Genomic DNA, 16,922 nt, shown 5'->3' on the forward strand with positions numbered 1-16,922 from the left:
GGCTGACGCGTCCGGGTTCGGAGGGGGCGGTTGAGCGTGCGGCCGGCCGGATCCGTCAGGCCGCCATCAGGTCCGGGATGGCCCGCTTCAGGCGGAAGAACCCCCGGGTCGCGAGGGGCCACGCCCGGGCGTCCCAGTCCCGGCGCAGCCGGAGGCAGTCCGGCGGCAGCGCCGCCGCGGAGGGGCCGAGGGGCGCCCAGGCGGTCACCACCGGGAGATCCCCGGCCCAGCCGTCGCGGAACGGGGCGGCCTCGCAGCCGAAATGCGCGGCGGCGCGGGCCAGAGCATCCGCCAGCGCGGCCCCGTCGGCGCCGCGGACCCGGTCGGTGACCCCCTCGGCGTGAGCGAGCAGGCCGGAGATCCGGGCCACGCGGGCGCCGCCGACGGGGAGGCTCTCCGGATGCAGGTCATCGACGTGCAGCAGCAGCGCGACCGGCCCATCGGGCGCGGCGTCGGCGGGGCGCAGCGGGACCTCCCGGGGCGGCATCGCCTCCGCCAGCGGGGACGGGTCCTCGTCGAGGCCGGCCGGGTCGTGGCGGTCCTCCGTGAAACGCCGGATGTTCTCCGCCCGCGCGCGGTAGGGCTTGCCCCGGGTGTGGAGGCCAGCGACCCATCGCCAGGAGAGCGTGTTGCTGGCCGGATCGCCGTCGAGCAGGTGCCGCAGGAAGAAGTCCGCGCCGAGCTGCCAGGGGAGCCGCAGGGTGAAGATCCAGATCGAGGCGAACCACATCCGGGCATGGTTGTGCAGCCAGCCGGTCGCGGCGAGGTCACCCGCCCAGGCGTCGAAGCCGTCGATCCCGGTCCGGCCGGCGACGGCCTTCTCGTAGGTGCGCCGGAGGCCGGGCTCGCTGGCCAGGCGCGCCCGCTGGTCGGCGGCTTCCGACAGGTAGCGGGTCCAGGCCTCCGGGTGGGTCTCGAGGTGCCCCTTGAAGTAGGTCCGCCAGAAGACCTCGCTCACGTAGCTCGCCGCGGCCTCCGCGCCGAGGGCGGCGGTGGCCGCCGCGGCGACCTCGGCCTCGGTCAGGAGCCGGCGGCGCAGATAGGGCGAGAGCACTGACGTGGTCGCCGGCTCGTCCGGCCCGCGATCGGTGTTGCGGGCCTGCGCGTAGGCCGTGCCGGCCTCGGCCAGGAAGGCCGACAGGCGTTCGAGCCCGGCATCCCGGGTCATGGGAAACGTGCGATCCATGACCCTGAGGTAGGGCGGCCGCGGCGCGCGGGCGTGCGGCTTTTCCGTCCGCCCGCGCGCCGCGCCCCGCAGCGGGCCCGGGGAGATCCGCCGCGGACCTCCCCCGGGCCGTCAGGCCGCGTCCGGCATCCGGTCGAGGAGCTTGTCGAGGGTGAGGGGATAATCCCGCACCCGGATGCCGGTGGCGTTGTAGACCGCGTTCGCCACCGCGGCGGCGATGCCCGAGATGCCGAGCTCGCCGACGCCCTTCGCCTTCATGGGCGACGACCTGGGATCGACCTCGTCGAGGAAGATCACCTCCTGGCGCGGGATGTCGGCGTGGACCGGCACCTCGTAGCCGGCGAGATCGTGGTTGGCGAAGAAGCCGCGCTTGGTGTCGACCGCCAGTTCCTCCATCAGCGCCGCCCCGGTGCCCATCACCATCCCGCCGATGACCTGGCTGCGGGCGGATTTCGGGTTGAGGATGCGCCCGGCCGCGCAGACCGCCAGCATCCGCCGCACCCGGACCTCCGCCGTGTAGGCGTCCACGCCGACCTCGACGAAATGCGCCCCGAAGGTCGAGACCTGCTGCTCCTTCGAGACCTTGCCGAACTCGATCGTGTCCTCGGCGACGAGGTCGCCGCCGGCGGCGGATTCCGCGAGGGGGATGGCGCGGTTGCCGGCCCGGACCTCGCCCGCCTCGAACACCGCGTCGGTGGCGTTGAAGCCGAGCTTCTGCGCCACGGCCTCCCGCAGCTTCACGCAGGCCGCGTAGACGCCCGCCGTCGACGAGTTGGCGCCGAACTGCCCGCCGGAGCCCGACGAGACCGGGAAGTCCGAATCCCCAAGGCGCACCACGACCTGATCGAGGGACACGCCCATCATCTCGGCGGCGGTCTGGGCGATGATCGTGTAGCTGCCGGTACCGATGTCGGTCATGTCGGTCTCGACCGTGACCGTGCCGCGCGAGTCCAGGCGTACCCGGGCGCCCGACTTCATCACCATGTTGTCGCGGAAGGCCGCCGCCATGCCGAGGCCGACGAGCCATTGCCCGTCCCGGACCTGACCGGGCTTCGGGTTGCGCTTGGCCCAGCCGAACCGCTCCGCGCCGAGCGTCAGGCAGCCGACGAGGTCGCGCTGCGAGAAGCGCAGGTCCGGCTGGGTCGGGACGACCTGGCTGTCGTTGCGGATGCGGAACGCCACCGGATCGAGGCCGAGCTTCTCCGCCATCTCGTCCATGGCGATTTCGAGCACCGCCAGACCCGGGGCCTCGCCGGGCGCGCGCATGGCGTTGCCCTCGGGCAGGTCGAGATGCGCGAGCTTCATGGCGGTCAGGCGGTTCGCCCCCGCGTAGAGGAACTTGGTCTGGTTCACCGCCGTCTCGGGATCGCCGTCCGGCAGGTTGCCCGACGTGCTCTCGTGCGCGATCGCCGTGATGGTGCCGTCCCGCGTGGCGCCGATCCGGACCCGCTGGATCGTGGCCGGCCGGTGGGTGGTGTTGTTGGCGATGAGCGGGCGCGTGAGCGCGACCTTCACGGCCCGGCCGGTCGCCTTGGCGGCCAGCGCCGCCAGCACCGCGTCGGCGCGCACGAACAGCTTGCCGCCGAAGCCGCCGCCGACATAGGGCGCGTCGAGCCGGACCTTGGCCTTCGGCAGGCCGAGCATCTTGGCGATGCTGCCGTGGCCCCAGCCGATCATCTGGTTCGAGGTCCAGAGGGTGACCCGGTCGCCGTCCCAGGCCGCCGTCGTGGCGTGCGGCTCCATCATGGCATGGCTCTCGTCGGCGGTCGTGTAGGTCGCGTCGAGGGTCACGGGGGCCTGCGCGAAGGCGCCTTCGAAATCGCCGACCCGCTCCTCGCCGTCGCCGCCGCTGCCCTCGCCGCTGTCGGCCGGGACCGGCTCGGCGGTCTTCGCCGCCGCCGCGAGGTCGAACGCGCCGGCTTCCGGGGCGTAGTCGACCTGGACGAGGAAGGACGCGGCCCGGGCCTGCTCGAAGGTCTCGGCGACCACCACGGCGATCGCCTGGTGGTAGTGCTGGATGACGTCGCCGCCGAACAGGTAGGCGACGTTCATCACGCCCCGCTCGATGCGGGGCGTGTCGAGGGTGGTGACGACCGCGATCACGCCCGGGGCCTGCCGGGCCGAGGCGGTGTCGATGCTGCGCACCCGGCCCTTGGCGATGGCGGAGCCCAGCACGTAGCCGTAGGCGGCGTCGGGCGCCGCATCGTGGCGCTCGTAGGCGTAGGGCGCGGTTCCGGTCGTCTTGTACTTGCCGTCGATGCGGTCGGTGGGCCGGCCCACGACCTTGAGGCGGTCGATCGGGTTCGGGCCCGCGGGGGTATCGAACTTCATGGCTCAGGCCCTCGCTTGGTTGAGCGCGGCGCCGAGGGTTCGCTCGGCGAGCTTCAGCTTGTAGGCGTTCTCGTGGGTGGGCTTGGCGTCGGCGAAGACCTGGGTCGCCACGGCCTTCGCACCCTTGGGCAGGTCGGCCTCGGCCGCCTCGACCCGCCACGGCTTGTGGGCGACCCCGCCGAAGGCGACGTGGCCGCTGCCGTTCTTGCCGAGGATGGCCGCCACCGAGACCAGCGCGTACGCGTAGGAGGCCCGGTCGCGGACCTTGCGGTAGATATGCGTGCCGGGGACCGGCTTCGGCAGGGTCACCGCGGTGATCAGCTCGCCGGGCTTCAGAGTCGTGTCGCGCTGGGGCTCGTCGCCCGGCAGGCGGTGGAACTCGGCGATGGGGATCCTGCGCTCGGTTCCGGCGCCGTCGACCGTCTCGACGGTGGCGTCGAGGACGCGCATGGCCACCGCCATGTCGCCCGGATGCGTGGCAATGCAGGCCGCGCTGCCGCCAATCACCGCGAGCTGCCGGCTCACGCCGTCGAGCGCCGAGCAGCCGGAGCCCGGCTGGCGCTTGTTGCAGCCCTGCGCGGTGTCGTAGAAATACGGGCAGCGGGTCCGCTGAAGCAGGTTGCCGGCGGTGGTCGCCTTGTTGCGCAGCTGGCCCGAGGCGCCCGCCAGCAGCGCGCGGGCGAGGACCCCGTAATCCTTGCGCACCCGCGGATGGGCGGCGAGGTCGGTGTTGCGCACCAGCGCGCCGATGCGCAGGCCGCCCTCCCCGGTCGGCTCGACGGTGTCGAGGCCGAGACCGTTCACGTCCACGAGGTGGCGGGGGGTCTCGATCTGCAGCTTCATCAGGTCGAGGAGGTTCGTACCGCCGGCGATGAACTTGGCGTCGGGGGTACCGGCGACGGCGGCGGCCGCCTCGGCGGGCGTCGTCGGGCGCTCGTAGGTGAAGGACTTCATGCGCGGCTCCCGGCGACCTCGGTCATCGCCTCGACGATGTTGGAGTAGGCGCCGCAGCGGCAGATGTTGCCGCTCATGCGCTCGCGGATCTCGGCCTCGGTGACCTGGGGCGCGGCCTCGAGGTCCGCCGTTACGTGGCTCGGGATGCCGGCCTCGATCTCCTCCAGGACGGCGACGCCCGAGCAGATCTGGCCCGGCGTGCAGTAGCCGCACTGGTAGCCGTCGTGGCGGACGAAGGCGGCCTGCATCGGGTGGAGGTGGTCCGGCTGGCCGAGCCCCTCGATCGTGACGATCTCGGCGCCCTGGTGCATGACCGCCAGCGTCAGGCAGGCGTTGATGCGACGGCCGTCGACGATCATCGTGCAGGCGCCGCACTGGCCGTGGTCGCAGCCCTTCTTGGATCCGGTCAGGTGCAGGTGCTCGCGCGCGGCGTCGAGCAGGCTGGTGCGGGTGTCGAGTTCGAGGTCGCGTCGCTGCCCGTTCACCGTGAAGGTGACCCTGGCCAGGACCGGCTCGTCGGTCCGCGCGGCCCTGGCGCCCGCGGGGGCCGCTGCGGCGGTAGCTCCCACCATGAAGTCTCTCCGGTTCAGATCAAGGCTGTGAGGACGTGGGATCCCGGTCTCCGAGGCCGCGGCGGGACCGGCGGCCGGTGCGGATCGACCCATCGAAGGCGGGATGCCCCAGGGAAACGCCGACACCCTGGATTGGGTCCAAGGTAGCGCGGCGCGGCGCGACGATCAGGGGGGCTTCGCGTCCCAGGCGACGCCGCCGCGGGTGGCCGTCCCGAGGACCGGCCAGGCGGACGCTTTCCGGCCGCGGCCGAGATCGGGTATCGCGGGCTCCAGGGAGCCCGCTACGCCGCCGGCTTCATCGGGGGACTTCATGCGCCGCGCGCCGCTCGCCGCCTTCCTCGGCCCCTGCCAGAGCACCTTCCCGGGTGCTGTCCGGGGCACCTTGCTCGCCGCCTGCATCGCCGCCTTCGCCGTCGCGACGCCGGCCGCGGCGGGACCGGATCCGAGCCGGGACGTCCTGTGGGCCGCCCTGAAGACCTGCGTCCTCGCCAAGCGGGTCGCGAACCGGACCTTCCCGTGCCTCTCGGTCGATCTCGGCGACCGGGACCGGCCCGGCTCGGCGGTGCTGCGCGCCCCCGGGGAGCCGACCCACATCGTCGTCATGCCCACAGACACCGTCGCGGGCCTCGAAGCCCCGGTCCTGCGCGGCCCCCCGGGCGTCGCCTACTGGCGGGCGGCGCTCGCCGCGCGCCCCTTCGTGTCCGGCGTGCTGGACGGGAAGCTGCCGCTCGATGCGGTCGGGCTGGCCGTCAACTCGGCCCGGGGCCGAAGCCAGGACCAGCTCCACATCCACCTCGACTGCCTGAGGCCCAGCGTGCTGAAGGCCGTCCGCGCCCATGGACGCCACGTCCGCCGGACCTGGAGCCGCTTCCCGGTGCCCCTCGCGGGCGATCGCTACGAAGCGCTGCGCGTGCCGGAGGCGGAGGCCGCGCAGTTCAACCCGTTCGCGGCCCTGCGCAGCCTGCCGGGAGCCCGGCCGGACCTCCACCGGACGAGCTTCGCGGCGCTCGCGACCCCGCCGGGCGACCCCGAGCCGGGTTTCATCCTGCTCGCCTACCGGGCACCCAGCGCCAGCGCCGAGGACGTGATGGACCACAGCTGCGCCGTCGCGTCCGGCCGCGGCGCCTGACCGGATCCCGCGCGCCTATCCGGCGGTGCTCGGCGGCGGCAGCGCGTCGGTGAGCTGGCGCAGGAAGGCCCGCACCGCCCGGGGTAGCCGCCGCTCGCGCATGGCCTGGACCTGGATGCCGCGGGACAGGCTCGCCCGGGCCTGGATCGGCAGGCTGACCAGCTCGTTCAGGCGCAGGGGCGTCGTCACCGACAGGGCCGACATCAGCGCCAGCCCGCGGGAGCGCCGCACGAAGGGCAGCAGCGCCGAGAGCTTGTTGGCGGTCAGGACCGGCTCGACCGCGAGGCCTTCGAGGGCGCAGGCGGCGTCGAACACCTGCCGCAACGTCGTGTCCCGGGTGGGCAGGGCCAGCGGGTAGCTCGACAGGTCGGCGAGGCGCAGGGCCGGCGCCCGCGCGAGGGGATGATCGGGGGCGGCGAGCGCCAGCATGTCCACCTGCCCGTCATAGAGCACCTCCACCTGCGGGCTGGGGGCGAGCGCGAAGGTGATGCCGAGATCGGCGTCCCCCACCGCCACCGTCTGGGTCACCTGCGCGGGCGGCAGCACCGTCACCTCGAAGCGGATGCCGGGATGGGCCGCGTGGAAGGCCGCGATGGCGTTCGGCACGATGTCGAGGGCGAACCCCTCGGAACTCGCCACCCGGATCAGGCCGCGGGCGAGCCCCTCCAGTTCGCGGATCTCCGTGACCACCTGCTCGGAACGGATCAGCACCTGATGGGCGTGCTGCGCCAGGAGCTCCCCGGCCGGACTCGGCACCATGCCCCGCGGGCGCCGCTCGAACAGCACGCAGTCGAGTTCCGCCTCCAGGTTGGCGATCTGCCGGCTGATCGCCGACGCCGCCACGTTGAGCTGGTCCGAGGCGGCGGCGATCGAGCCCGTCCGGGCCACGGCCAGGAAGTAGCGCAGCCCGGTCGTCTGCATTATCCTGCCCCTAAGCAGCTATTTCGCCGCATCCGTTGCCGAAACGGCAAGGCAGCACTCGCCAAATTCTACTTGTTGCGATCCCAGATGCACAACACCATGGCAGGGTGAAAAAGGCGGCAGCCGCGGAACCATCCGCCGGGCCTGTCCGCCGCGCCGTCGGAGCCTCCATGCCGCTACGGACTCTCACCCGGGCCGCCACCTTGGCCGCCACCTTGGCCACCTCGCTCGCGACCCTGATCGCCGCGCATCCGGCGCTCGCCGGCAAGGCCGACGACACGCTGGTCTACGCGTCGGACAGCGAGCCCGAGAACGTCAGCCCGTACCACAACAGCGCCCGCGAGGGCGTGATCCTCGCCCGGAACTGCTGGGACACGCTGCTGTACCGGGATCCCAAGGACGGCACCTACAAGCCATTTCTGGCGACCGCCTGGACCTGGACGGACGACACGACGCTGGATCTCACGATCCGCGAGGGCGTGGTCTTCCACAACGGCGACCCGCTGGGGCCCGAGGACGTGGCCTTCACGTTCAACTACGTGCTGACGCCCGAGGCGCGCACGGTCACCCGCCAGAACGTCGACTGGATGAAGTCGGTGGAGGTCACCGGCCCGCACAGCGTGCGCATCCACCTCAAGGCGCCGTTCCCGGCGGCGCTCGAATATCTCGCCGGCCCGACGCCGATCTTCCCGGCGGCCTACTTCAAGAAGGTGGGGCTCGACGGCTTCGCCAAGGCGCCGGTCGGCAGCGGCCCCTACCGGATCACCAAGGTCGACAGCGGCCGCGGCGTCAGCATGGAGCGGTTCGACAGGTACTGGGCGGAGAGCCCCCTCGGGAAACCGAAGATCGGCAAGCTGCAGTTCCGCGTCATCCCGGACGGCGAGAGCCGGATGGCCGAGCTGATGACCGGCGGCGTCGACTGGATCTGGCGGGTGCCGAGCGACCAGGCCGAGCAGCTGCGCGCCGCGCCGAACATCACGGTGCTCAACTCCGAGACGATGCGGGTTGGCTTCCTGCAATTCGACACGCTGGGTCGCGCCAAGGAGAACTCGCCCCTCAAGGACGTGCGCGTCCGGCAGGCGATCTCCTACGCCATCGACCGCAAGGCGATGGTCGACAACCTCGTGCGCGGCGCCTCGCGGGTGATGAACGCGCTGTGCTTCGTCGACCAGTTCGGCTGCACCGACCAGGGGGTGACGCGCTACCCCTACGATCCGGCCAAGGCCAAGGCGCTGCTCAAGGACGCCGGCTACCCGAACGGCTTCGAGATCGATCTCGGCGCCTATCGCGAGCGGGACTACGCCGAGGCGGTGATCGGCTATCTCGGCGCCGTCGGCATCAAGGCGCGGCTTAACTACCTGCGCTACGCGGCGTTCCGAGATTCCCTGCGGGCCGGCAAGACCTCGATCGGCTACCAGACCTGGGGCTCGTTCTCGGTCCTGGACGTCTCGGCCTTCGACGGGGTGTATTTCCGCGGCGGCGAGGAGGACCTGACCAAGGATCCGAAGGTCATTGCCGACCTTCAGGAGGGCGACGGCTCCACCGATCCGGAGACCCGCAAGGCCGCCTACGCCAAGGCGCTCCAGCGGATCGCCGCGGAGGCCTACGCCCTGCCGATGTTCTCCTACTCGACCAACTACGCCTTCACGTCGGACCTGACCTTCACGGCCCAGCCCGACGAGGTGCCGCGCTTCTACGCGGCGTCGTGGAAGTGAGGATGGCCGCGAAGGCGCGACGCCTTTCCCCTCCCCCTTGCGGGGCGGGGTCAGGGGTGGGGGTGGCGCAGACGGCACCGCACCGCTCGATTCTGCGCCACCCCCACCTCCGGCTCCTCCCCACAAGCTTGAGCGATCCCGGGCAAGCCCGGGATCGCCGGGGGAGGAGAGGACGCTTCGTCCTGATCCGGCGCGATCTGCATCGCCAGGAAGGAGCCTGAACCCATGCTGGCCTTCACGTTCCGGCGCGTGCTGGTCGCCCTGGCGGTGGCCCTCACGGTCTCAGTGGCGAGCTTCCTGCTCCTCCACCTCTCGGGCGACCTCGCGACCGCGATCGCCGGCCCCGAGGCCACCGGGCCGCAGATCGCCCAGATCCGCCAGGATTACGGGCTGGACCAGCCGCTGCTGACCCAGTTCCTCACCTGGGGCTGGCGGGCCCTGCACCTCGATTTCGGCAACTCCTTCTATTTCCGCGAGAGCGTGATCGACCTGCTCGCCGCCCGCCTGCCGATCACCCTGTATCTCGGCATCATCGCGCTCGCCGTGGCCCTGTTCGTAGCGATCCCGCTCGGCGTCGTCGCCGCCGTGAAGCGGGACACGTGGATCGACCGGACGGCGCTCGCCGTCTCGGTGCTCGGCCAGGCGATGCCGAGCTTCTGGTTCGGCCTGACGCTGATCCTGATCTTCTCCGTCAACCTCCGCTGGCTGCCGGTCTCGGGCAACGCCACGTGGAAGAACTTCGTCCTGCCGGCGGTCGCCCTCGGCTACTACGCGATGCCGGCGGTGATGCGCCTCACCCGCAACGGCATGCTGGAGGTGCTGGCCTCCGACTACGTCCGCACCGCCCGCGCCAAGGGCCTGCCGCCCCGGAAGATCCTGGTGCGGCACGCCCTGCGCAACGCCGTGATCCCGGTGATCGCCCTCTCGGCGGTGCAGTTCGGCTTCATGCTCGGCGGCTCGATCGTGATCGAGGCGGTGTTCTCGCTCCAGGGCCTCGGGCAACTCGCCTGGGAATCCATCGCCCGCAATGACTTCCCCGTCGTCCAGGCGATCGTGCTGGTTCTGGCCATGATCTACATCGGCCTGACACTTGCGGCCGACCTCCTGAACGCCTTCCTCGATCCGCGCCTGCGCCAGGCCTGAGGATGGAGCCCGCCATGAGCCTCCCCCCCGACACGGCGGCCCTCGCCGCCCCGGCCCTGCCCCCGGACGTGCCGATCGCGCTGGCGCCGGTCCCCTCCCCCACCCGCCTGATCCTGCGGCGGGGCCTGCGCCACACCGGCTTCCTGATCGGGGCCGGGATCCTCGGGCTGATCGTGCTGGCCGCACTCGCCGCCCCGCTCATCGCCCCGCACGACCCCTACGCGCAGGACGTGTCCCGCCGTCTGATCCCGCCGATCTGGCAGGCCAAGGGCACCTGGGACCATGTGCTCGGCACCGACAAGCTCGGCCGCGATTATCTCAGCCGCCTGCTCTATGGCGGCCAGATCTCCCTCCTGATCGGGATCTCGGCGGCGCTGATCTCCGGGCTCATCGGCACGGTGCTGGGGCTCTGCGCCGGCTATTTCGGCGGCTGGGTCGATTCGGTGGTGAGCTACATCGTGACCACCCGGCTCGCCATGCCGGTGGTGCTGGTGGCGCTCGCCATGGCAGCGCTGGTCGGCGGCTCACTGAAGGTGGTGGTGCTGGTGCTGGGCTTCCTGCTCTGGGACCGCTTCGCCGTGGTGACCCGGGCCGCGACCCAGCAGATCCGCAACCAGGATTTCGTGTCGGCTGCCCGAGCCGCGGGGCTCACGGACCTGCGGATCATCCGCCAGGAGATCCTGCCCAACATCATGAACGCGCTGATCGTCGTAGCGACCCTGGAGATGGCCCACGCGATCCTGCTGGAGGCCGCCCTGTCGTTCCTCGGCCTCGGCGTCCAGCCGCCCCTGCCCTCCTGGGGCCTGATGATCGCCGAGGGCAAGCAGTACATGTTCTTCCAGCCCTGGGTAATCACCATTCCGGGCGTGGCGCTCCTCCTCCTCGTGCTGGCGATCAACCTCCTGGGGGACGGCCTGCGCGACATCACGGCGCCCGAGGCGCGCAACTGACGGCTCCGCCAGGCCGGGACGTTAACGAAATGTTTCACGGGAAACACACCATGACGCGAGACGCCGCCATCGCGCGCGCCACGGACGCCTTCGATTCGGGCGCGTTCCTCGCCCTCCTGCGGGAGGCGGTGGCGATGCCCACCGAGAGCCAGGCCCCCGGCCAGGAGGCGGCGCTCCGCGCCTATCTCGACGCCTTCGTCGCGCCGCTCGTCGCCCGGCTCGGCTTCGAGACCCCGAAGATCTTCCCGAACCCGGACGGGGTGCACGGCCCGTTCCTGATCGCCGAGCGTCACGAGGGCGCGGACCTGCCGACCGTCCTGATCTACGGCCACGGCGACACGGTGCGGGGCTATCCCGAGCAGTGGCGCGAGGGCCTCGGCCCCTGGGAGATCGTGGTCGAGGGCGACCGCTGGTACGGGCGCGGCACCGCCGACAACAAGGGCCAGCACGTCCTCAACCTCGCCGCCCTGGAGCAGGTGATCGCCGTGCGCGAAGGCCATCTCGGCTTCAACGTGAAGCTGCTGATCGAGATGGGCGAGGAATCGGGCTCCCCGGGCCTGCGGCCGTTCTGCCGCGAGCAGGCCGAGGCCTTGCGCTCCGACGTGCTGATCGCCTCGGACGGGCCACGCCTCAACGGCGAGCGCCCGACCCTCTTCCTGGGCTCCCGCGGCGCCTACAATTTCGAGCTGAGCCTCAACCTGCGCGAGGGCCCGCACCATTCCGGCAACTGGGGCGGCCTGCTGCGCAACCCCGGCACGGTGCTGGCCTCGGCCATCGCCTCGATGGTCGACGCGCGCGGCAGCATCCTGGTCGAGGCCCTGCGGCCGCCTCCGATCCCCGAGGGTGTGCGCGCGGCGCTGGCCGACATCCGCGTCGGCGAGGACCCGACAGCTCCCACGATCGATTCCGACTGGGGCGAGCCGGGCCTGAGCCCCGCCGAGCGGGTCTTCGCCTGGAACACGCTGGAGGTGCTGGCCTTCAAGACCGGCGATCCGGACGGCCCGCTCAACGCCGTGCCGCCCCACGCCAAGGCGACCCTGCAGCTGCGCTTCGTGGTCGGCACCGACTGGCAGAACCTGATCGCGAACGTCCGTGCCCATCTCGACGCGCACGGCTTCCCGATGATCGACGTCCGGCCGGCCCGCGCCGCGGAGGTGTTTCAGGCGACGCGTCTGCCGGTGGAGGATCCCTGGGTGGAGTGGGCGCTAGGATCGATCGAGGCGAGCAGCGGCAAGAAGCCGGCGCTGCTGCCCAATCTCGGCGGCTCGCTGCCGAACGACGCCTTCTCGGAGATCCTCGGCCTTCCGACCCTCTGGGTGCCGCATTCCTACCCGGCCTGCCGCCAGCACGGGCCCGACGAGCACATGCTGGCCTCCGGTACCCGCGAGGGCCTGGCGATCATGGCCGGCCTGTTCTGGGATCTGGCCGAGGCCGGACCCGAGATCCTCCGCCGCCGCACCGCGAGGGCCTGACACGATGAGCGAGCCGGTCGTCCGCATCCGCGATCTGACGATCGCGCTCCCCAAGGGCGCCGACCGCCCGCACGCGGTCGAGGGCCTGAACCTCGACCTTGAGTCCGGGAAGATCCTGTGCGTGGTCGGGGAATCGGGCTCCGGCAAGTCGATGAGCGCCTACGCGCTGACCGGCCTCCTGCCGCGGGCGCTGAAGCCGACCGCCGGCACGATCCTGTTCGAGGGCCGGGACCTCCTGGCCCTCGACGAGCCCGCGTGGCGGTCCCTGCGCGGCCGGCGCCTCGCCATGGTGTTCCAGGAGCCGATGACGGCCCTGAACCCGGTGATGCGGATCGGCGACCAGATCGCCGAGATGTTCGAGGCGCACAACCTGCTCACCCGGAGCGAGCGCTGGACCCGGGCGGTGGCGCTCGCCACCGAGGTCGGGCTGCCGAATCCCGAGGAGGCGGTGCGGGCCTACCCGCACCAGCTCTCCGGCGGCCAGCGGCAGCGGGCGATGATCGCCATGGCGCTGGCGCTGGAGCCCTCCGTGCTCGTCGCCGACGAGCCGACCACGGCGCTCGACGTCACCACCCAGGCCCAGATCCTCCGGCTGATCCGCGACCTGCAGCGGAAGCGCGGAATGAGCGTCCTGTTCATCACCCACGATTTCGGCGTGGTGGCGGAGATCGCCGACCACGTGGCGGTGCTCCAGCGCGGGCGGCTCGTGGAATCCGGCACGGCCGAGGCGGTGCTGCGGAACCCGCAGGCGCCCTACACGAAGGCGCTGCTCGCCGCCGTCCCGAGCCTGACGCCGCCGCCGCGCGCGGCCGTGGAAGCGGCCCCGGTCGCTCTGTCGGTCACCGGGCTGTCCAAGACCTATTCGGGCCGCTCCGGCCTGTTCGGCAAGCCGCGGATCGTGGCGGCGGTCAAGGAGGTGTCGTTCGACGTCCGCCGCGGCGAGACGCTGGGGCTGGTCGGCGAGTCCGGCTCCGGCAAGTCGACCACCGCGCGGCTCGCGATCCGGCTGATCGAGCCCGACGGCGGCACGGTCCGGCTGGGGGCCCTCGACTACACGGCCCTCGGCAAGACGGCGCTGCGCGACAAGCGCAGCCGCATCCAGATGATCTTCCAGGACCCGTTCGCCTCGCTCAATCCGCGCCGCACCGTGGAGCAGATCATCACGGCGGGCCCGATCGCCCACGGGGTCCCGGCCGCCGAGGCCCGCGAGCGGGCGCGGTCCCTCCTCGACCTCGTCGGCCTCGATCCCAAGGCCGCCGCCCGCTACCCGAACGCCTTCTCGGGCGGCCAGCGCCAGCGCATCGGCATCGCCCGGGCGCTCGCCATGGAGCCGGACGTGCTGGTGGCCGACGAGGCGGTCTCGGCGCTGGACGTCTCGGTCCAGCGGCAGGTGCTGGACCTCCTGGAGGACCTGAAGCAGCGCTTGTCCCTGGCGATGCTGTTCATCACCCACGACCTGCGGGTGGCCGCCACGATCTGCGACCGGATCGCCGTGATGCACCGGGGCGCCGTCGTGGAAATGCGCGGGACAGCGGATCTGTTCGCCGCGCCGGAGCACGCCTACACGCGCAGCCTCCTGGCGGCGGTGCCGGGGGCGCGCGCATCCTGAGCCCGCGCGCCGCGTCCTCCCGTTTGGGACGCAGAGACAAGTTTTTTGGACGCTGCCGCCCTATCCGGTTGCGCGCAACCCGGTAGGATACCGCCGGTCTCGAGGGTCAAGCACCCCGGCGGAGTCACGGCCGAACCCGCTATCCGTGTCCCGCTCGAGCCTCGAAAGCCGACGGGATTCGTTCAGCGTGCCGATCTCAGACAAGCCAGACGATCTTCGGACGGTCCGCGGCCGATCCGAACCGGCGACGCCCCCGGTGCTCCGCCGCGGACGCGAGCACCGGATCGTGCGCTGGATCGGTGCCGGCAACCAGAAGCTGCCGAAGTCGAACGCCGACGCCGCATCGGAGACGGCGCGGGGGCATGTCATCAAGCTGTGCTGGTCCGACACGTTCGGCCGGCCCGTCCGCCCCGACCTCACCGGGTTTGCCCGATCCGCGCCCGGGCAGGTGCTGCCGTTCCGTGGCGAGCGACGCGGCGCCGGTTAGCCGCCGGTGCCGGTGCGGCGCTGATCGGCCCGTCCGCCCGGGACACCGAGACCGATCGCCTTCGCGAGCGCCGAGCGTTGCGCCGCGTAGCCGGGGGCGGTCATCGGGTAATCGTCCGGCAGGCCGTAGCGCTCGCGGTACCGCTCCGGCGTCAGGCCGTGGGCGGTGAGATGACGCTTCAGGGTCTTGTAGGACCGGCCGTCGATGAAGCTGACGATGCCGTCCTGCTGAACCGACTTGCGGATCTGCGCCGCGGTCGCCGGCTCGACGGTTGGCGCGGCCTCGGCGGGGGGCGCCCCAGCGAGGGTCGCCAGCGCCGCGTGCACGCCCGTCATCAGCTCCGGCAGGGCCGTCGGGGGGACGGAGTTGTTCGCCACGTAGGCCGCGACGATCTCGCCGGTCAGTGTCACGAGCTTGATCGAGCTCTCGGGATATTTTTCAGGCACTACGCGAGTCCACTCAAAGCTTCCGAGGATGACGCCGGGGGTTCCAAAAGCAAAAACCACCGCAGTGTCAAGGTGCCCGCGACAGCCCGCGGGGCACGGACGGCGCATCGTGATGCAGGAAGATCGAAGCCCGCGCGAGAAAAAGCTCGCTCACCTGCCGATGATCATCGATCGAGAAGCCTTTACAGCCACAGGTCGCGGATCGAACCGGGAATACCTACCGCACCGCGGGGTCGTCAGCCGCTGCCCGCATCGCGGCGTCACCCGATTCCGAGGGCGCGGATCAGCACCAGGCTGAGGGCGACGAGGACGGCGAGCGAGGCGGTGACCGCGAGGGTGACCCGGCCGCCGACCCGAGCGAGGACGCGCACGTCGACACCCAGGCCCAGGGCGGCCATGGACAGGACCGTGAGCACGCCCGCCAGCTGCGTGAGCGGCTTCACCGCGGGATCGGGGACGAGCCCCAGCGAGCGCAGGGTGGCCAGGGCCAGGAAGCCGAGGATGAACCAGGGCACCAGCTTGGTCAGGCCCGGCCGGGCCGGCGCGGAGGCCGCGCCCCCTGTCCGCGGCAGGCGCGGCGCGATCAGCGAGAACGCCACCACGACGGGGCCGAGCATCAGCACGCGCACGAGCTTGACCAGGGTGCCGACCTGGGTCGACAGCAGGCTGACCGGCACGGTGGCGGCCAGCACCTGCGGCACCGCGTAGACGGTGAGCCCGGCCAGCACCCCGTACTGGTTGTCGCTCAGGCCGGCGAGCGGCACGAACAGCGGCAATCCCAGCACCATCAGCACCCCGAGCACCGCGGTGAACGCGATGGCGGCGGCGATGTCCTTGGGCTCCGCCCCAATCACCGGCGCCACGGCGGCGATCGCCGAGTTGCCGCAGATGGCGTTGCCGCAGGCGACCAGGATCGCCATCCGGGCCGGCAGGCCGAGCAGCCGGCAGAGCGCCATGCTGGCGGCGATGCCGAGGACCACGGTGCCGACGATGCCGGCGAGCAGCGCCGGGCCCGACGCGAGGATCGCGCCGAGGCTCAGGGAGGCGCCGAGCAGGACGACCGCGACCTCGAGGAATTGCTTGGCCGAGAAGGCGATGCCGGTCCGGAACCGCGGATGCGGCGTCCAGGCGGTGCGCACCGCGATGCCGATCAGGATCGCCAGGACCAGGGCCTCGACGTAGGGGTGGCCGGCGACGCGCTCCTCCAGGGCCTGCGCGGCCATGGCCAGGGCGGTGATGATTGCGCAGAGCCCGATCCCGGGCAGCAACGAGGCGCCGGGACTCGACCGGCCGTCCCCGCCGGGGACGGCCGCCGGCGCGGCGCGGGATGGGACGTCACGACTCACGTGTCGGGGCTCCGGAACTCATCCCGGAGCCTATAGGAAGAAAACGGCTGCCGCACGCCGCCATAGCAGCATTTTGATCTCTAATCTGGAATGGCGGAAGGATATTTACCCATGGGCGGGCGCCTGAGCGCGCTCCGGGCCGCAGGTCCGGTCGCCGAGCGACCCCGCGGAGGGAAGGCCGGCATCGCAGCGGCTCGGGTACCGATCCCCCGTGGGGGGGAAGAACGGTATCGGCGGTGTACGGCGTTCGAAACGCACACCCGAAAGGCGCGCCCGAAACGCGCGTCCTGGGCCCGCCGGATCCTCACGCGCCCGGACGCGGGGACCGTCGCGCTGGGGCGTCAGCCCCGCTCACCGGCTCCGGAGCCAGCCCGTCCTCACGCGCAGCGCAGGCCGAGGGCCGGCACCACCGCAACGGCCCGCCGGCATCAGCCGACTTGGCGTCAGCCGACTTGGCGTCAGTCGATCATGCCGGATGCCGTCCAACCCACGCCCCGCGCGGGTCGGAAGATGCCCGCATCCGGCCCCGGACGTGGGGCGGTTCAGGCCTGCATGCCCCAGCGCTGGAGGGTGCGGCGCTCGATGGTCTGGAAGATCAGGTTCTCGACCACGAGGCCGATCAGGATGACGGTGAGCAGGCCGGCGAACACGTTCGGGATGT

Annotated in this window: 15 protein-coding genes and 1 pseudogene; 7 read left to right on the forward strand and 9 right to left on the reverse strand. The window is 71.9% G+C overall.

What is annotated here, in order from left to right; genetic code table 11:
- Positions 1-55 precede the first annotated feature (55 nt).
- From MKK82_RS24780 to MKK82_RS24800, 5 genes are all read right to left on the reverse strand, one after another.
- Positions 56-1,168, reverse strand: coding sequence for an FAD-binding domain-containing protein (locus MKK82_RS24780; RefSeq protein ID WP_238289717.1), 1,113 nt, complete (start codon positions 1,166-1,168; stop codon positions 56-58).
- A gap of 129 nt (positions 1,169-1,297) precedes the next feature.
- Positions 1,298-3,517 (reverse strand): aldehyde oxidoreductase molybdenum-binding subunit PaoC, encoded by a 2,220-nt coding sequence (gene paoC, locus MKK82_RS24785; RefSeq protein WP_238289716.1) that lies wholly within the window; start codon positions 3,515-3,517, stop codon positions 1,298-1,300.
- Between the two features lie 3 nt (positions 3,518-3,520).
- Positions 3,521-4,471 carry an FAD binding domain-containing protein gene (locus tag MKK82_RS24790; protein WP_238289714.1) on the reverse strand — a complete coding sequence of 317 codons (951 nt, stop codon included), beginning with the start codon at positions 4,469-4,471 and terminating at the stop codon, positions 3,521-3,523.
- On the reverse strand, positions 4,468-5,043 hold the full coding sequence (paoA, locus tag MKK82_RS24795; protein ID WP_238289712.1) for an aldehyde dehydrogenase iron-sulfur subunit PaoA: 576 nt from the start codon (positions 5,041-5,043) through the stop codon (positions 4,468-4,470). The genes MKK82_RS24790 and paoA overlap by 4 nt, the downstream gene beginning before the upstream one ends.
- Positions 5,044-5,208: 165 nt before the next feature.
- A complete protein-coding gene (locus MKK82_RS24800) occupies positions 5,209-5,355 on the reverse strand; it encodes a hypothetical protein (protein WP_238289710.1) in 147 nt (48 codons plus the stop codon).
- Here MKK82_RS24800 and MKK82_RS24805 point away from each other — a divergent pair.
- Positions 5,354-6,172, forward strand: a complete 819-nt coding sequence (locus tag MKK82_RS24805; RefSeq protein ID WP_238289708.1) for a CDP-diacylglycerol diphosphatase — start codon at positions 5,354-5,356, stop codon at positions 6,170-6,172. The two genes, MKK82_RS24800 and MKK82_RS24805, sit on opposite strands and share 2 nt — an antisense overlap.
- A gap of 15 nt (positions 6,173-6,187) precedes the next feature.
- On the opposite strand, the gene MKK82_RS24810 is transcribed toward MKK82_RS24805, so the two are convergent.
- On the reverse strand, positions 6,188-7,093 hold the full coding sequence (locus tag MKK82_RS24810) for a LysR family transcriptional regulator (protein ID WP_238289706.1): 906 nt from the start codon (positions 7,091-7,093) through the stop codon (positions 6,188-6,190).
- A gap of 170 nt (positions 7,094-7,263) precedes the next feature.
- Here MKK82_RS24810 and MKK82_RS24815 point away from each other — a divergent pair, with 170 nt between their 5' ends.
- The 6 genes from MKK82_RS24815 to MKK82_RS24840 all read left to right on the forward strand — a co-directional run bounded on the left by MKK82_RS24815 (position 7,264) and on the right by MKK82_RS24840 (position 14,469).
- Entirely contained in the window at positions 7,264-8,808 is a 1,545-nt protein-coding gene (locus tag MKK82_RS24815) for an ABC transporter substrate-binding protein (RefSeq protein ID WP_243987200.1), read from the forward strand.
- A gap of 225 nt (positions 8,809-9,033) precedes the next feature.
- Complete coding sequence (locus tag MKK82_RS24820) at positions 9,034-9,951, forward strand: ABC transporter permease (RefSeq protein WP_238289702.1); 918 nt, start codon at positions 9,034-9,036, stop codon at positions 9,949-9,951.
- A 14-nt stretch (positions 9,952-9,965) separates the two neighbouring features.
- Complete coding sequence (locus MKK82_RS24825; RefSeq protein WP_243987202.1) at positions 9,966-10,901, forward strand: ABC transporter permease; 936 nt, start codon at positions 9,966-9,968, stop codon at positions 10,899-10,901.
- A 50-nt stretch (positions 10,902-10,951) separates the two neighbouring features.
- Positions 10,952-12,373 carry a M20 family metallopeptidase gene (locus MKK82_RS24830; RefSeq protein ID WP_238289700.1) on the forward strand — a complete coding sequence of 474 codons (1,422 nt, stop codon included), beginning with the start codon at positions 10,952-10,954 and terminating at the stop codon, positions 12,371-12,373.
- A gap of 4 nt (positions 12,374-12,377) precedes the next feature.
- Positions 12,378-13,982, forward strand: a complete 1,605-nt coding sequence (locus MKK82_RS24835; protein ID WP_243987204.1) for an ABC transporter ATP-binding protein — start codon at positions 12,378-12,380, stop codon at positions 13,980-13,982.
- Positions 13,983-14,238: 256 nt separating this feature from the next.
- The gene (locus MKK82_RS24840) at positions 14,239-14,469 is read left to right on the forward strand and encodes a hypothetical protein (RefSeq protein ID WP_238289696.1); all 231 of its coding nucleotides are present in this window, start codon (positions 14,239-14,241) and stop codon (positions 14,467-14,469) included.
- Here the strand turns inward: MKK82_RS24840 and MKK82_RS24845 are convergent.
- The 3 genes and pseudogenes from MKK82_RS24845 to MKK82_RS24855 form a co-directional block, all read right to left on the reverse strand.
- On the reverse strand, positions 14,466-14,915 hold the full coding sequence (locus tag MKK82_RS24845) for a MucR family transcriptional regulator (RefSeq protein ID WP_238289694.1): 450 nt from the start codon (positions 14,913-14,915) through the stop codon (positions 14,466-14,468). The genes MKK82_RS24840 and MKK82_RS24845 overlap by 4 nt on opposite strands.
- A gap of 260 nt (positions 14,916-15,175) precedes the next feature.
- Positions 15,176-16,261, reverse strand: coding sequence for a YeiH family protein (locus tag MKK82_RS24850; protein ID WP_238289692.1), 1,086 nt, complete (start codon positions 16,259-16,261; stop codon positions 15,176-15,178).
- A 542-nt stretch (positions 16,262-16,803) separates the two neighbouring features.
- Positions 16,804-16,922: pseudogene (locus tag MKK82_RS24855) on the reverse strand (ABC transporter permease); the annotation flags it as partial.

The sequence above is a fragment of the Methylobacterium sp. E-046 genome (genome assembly GCF_022829625.1).
Lineage (GTDB): Bacteria > Pseudomonadota > Alphaproteobacteria > Rhizobiales > Beijerinckiaceae > Methylobacterium > Methylobacterium longum.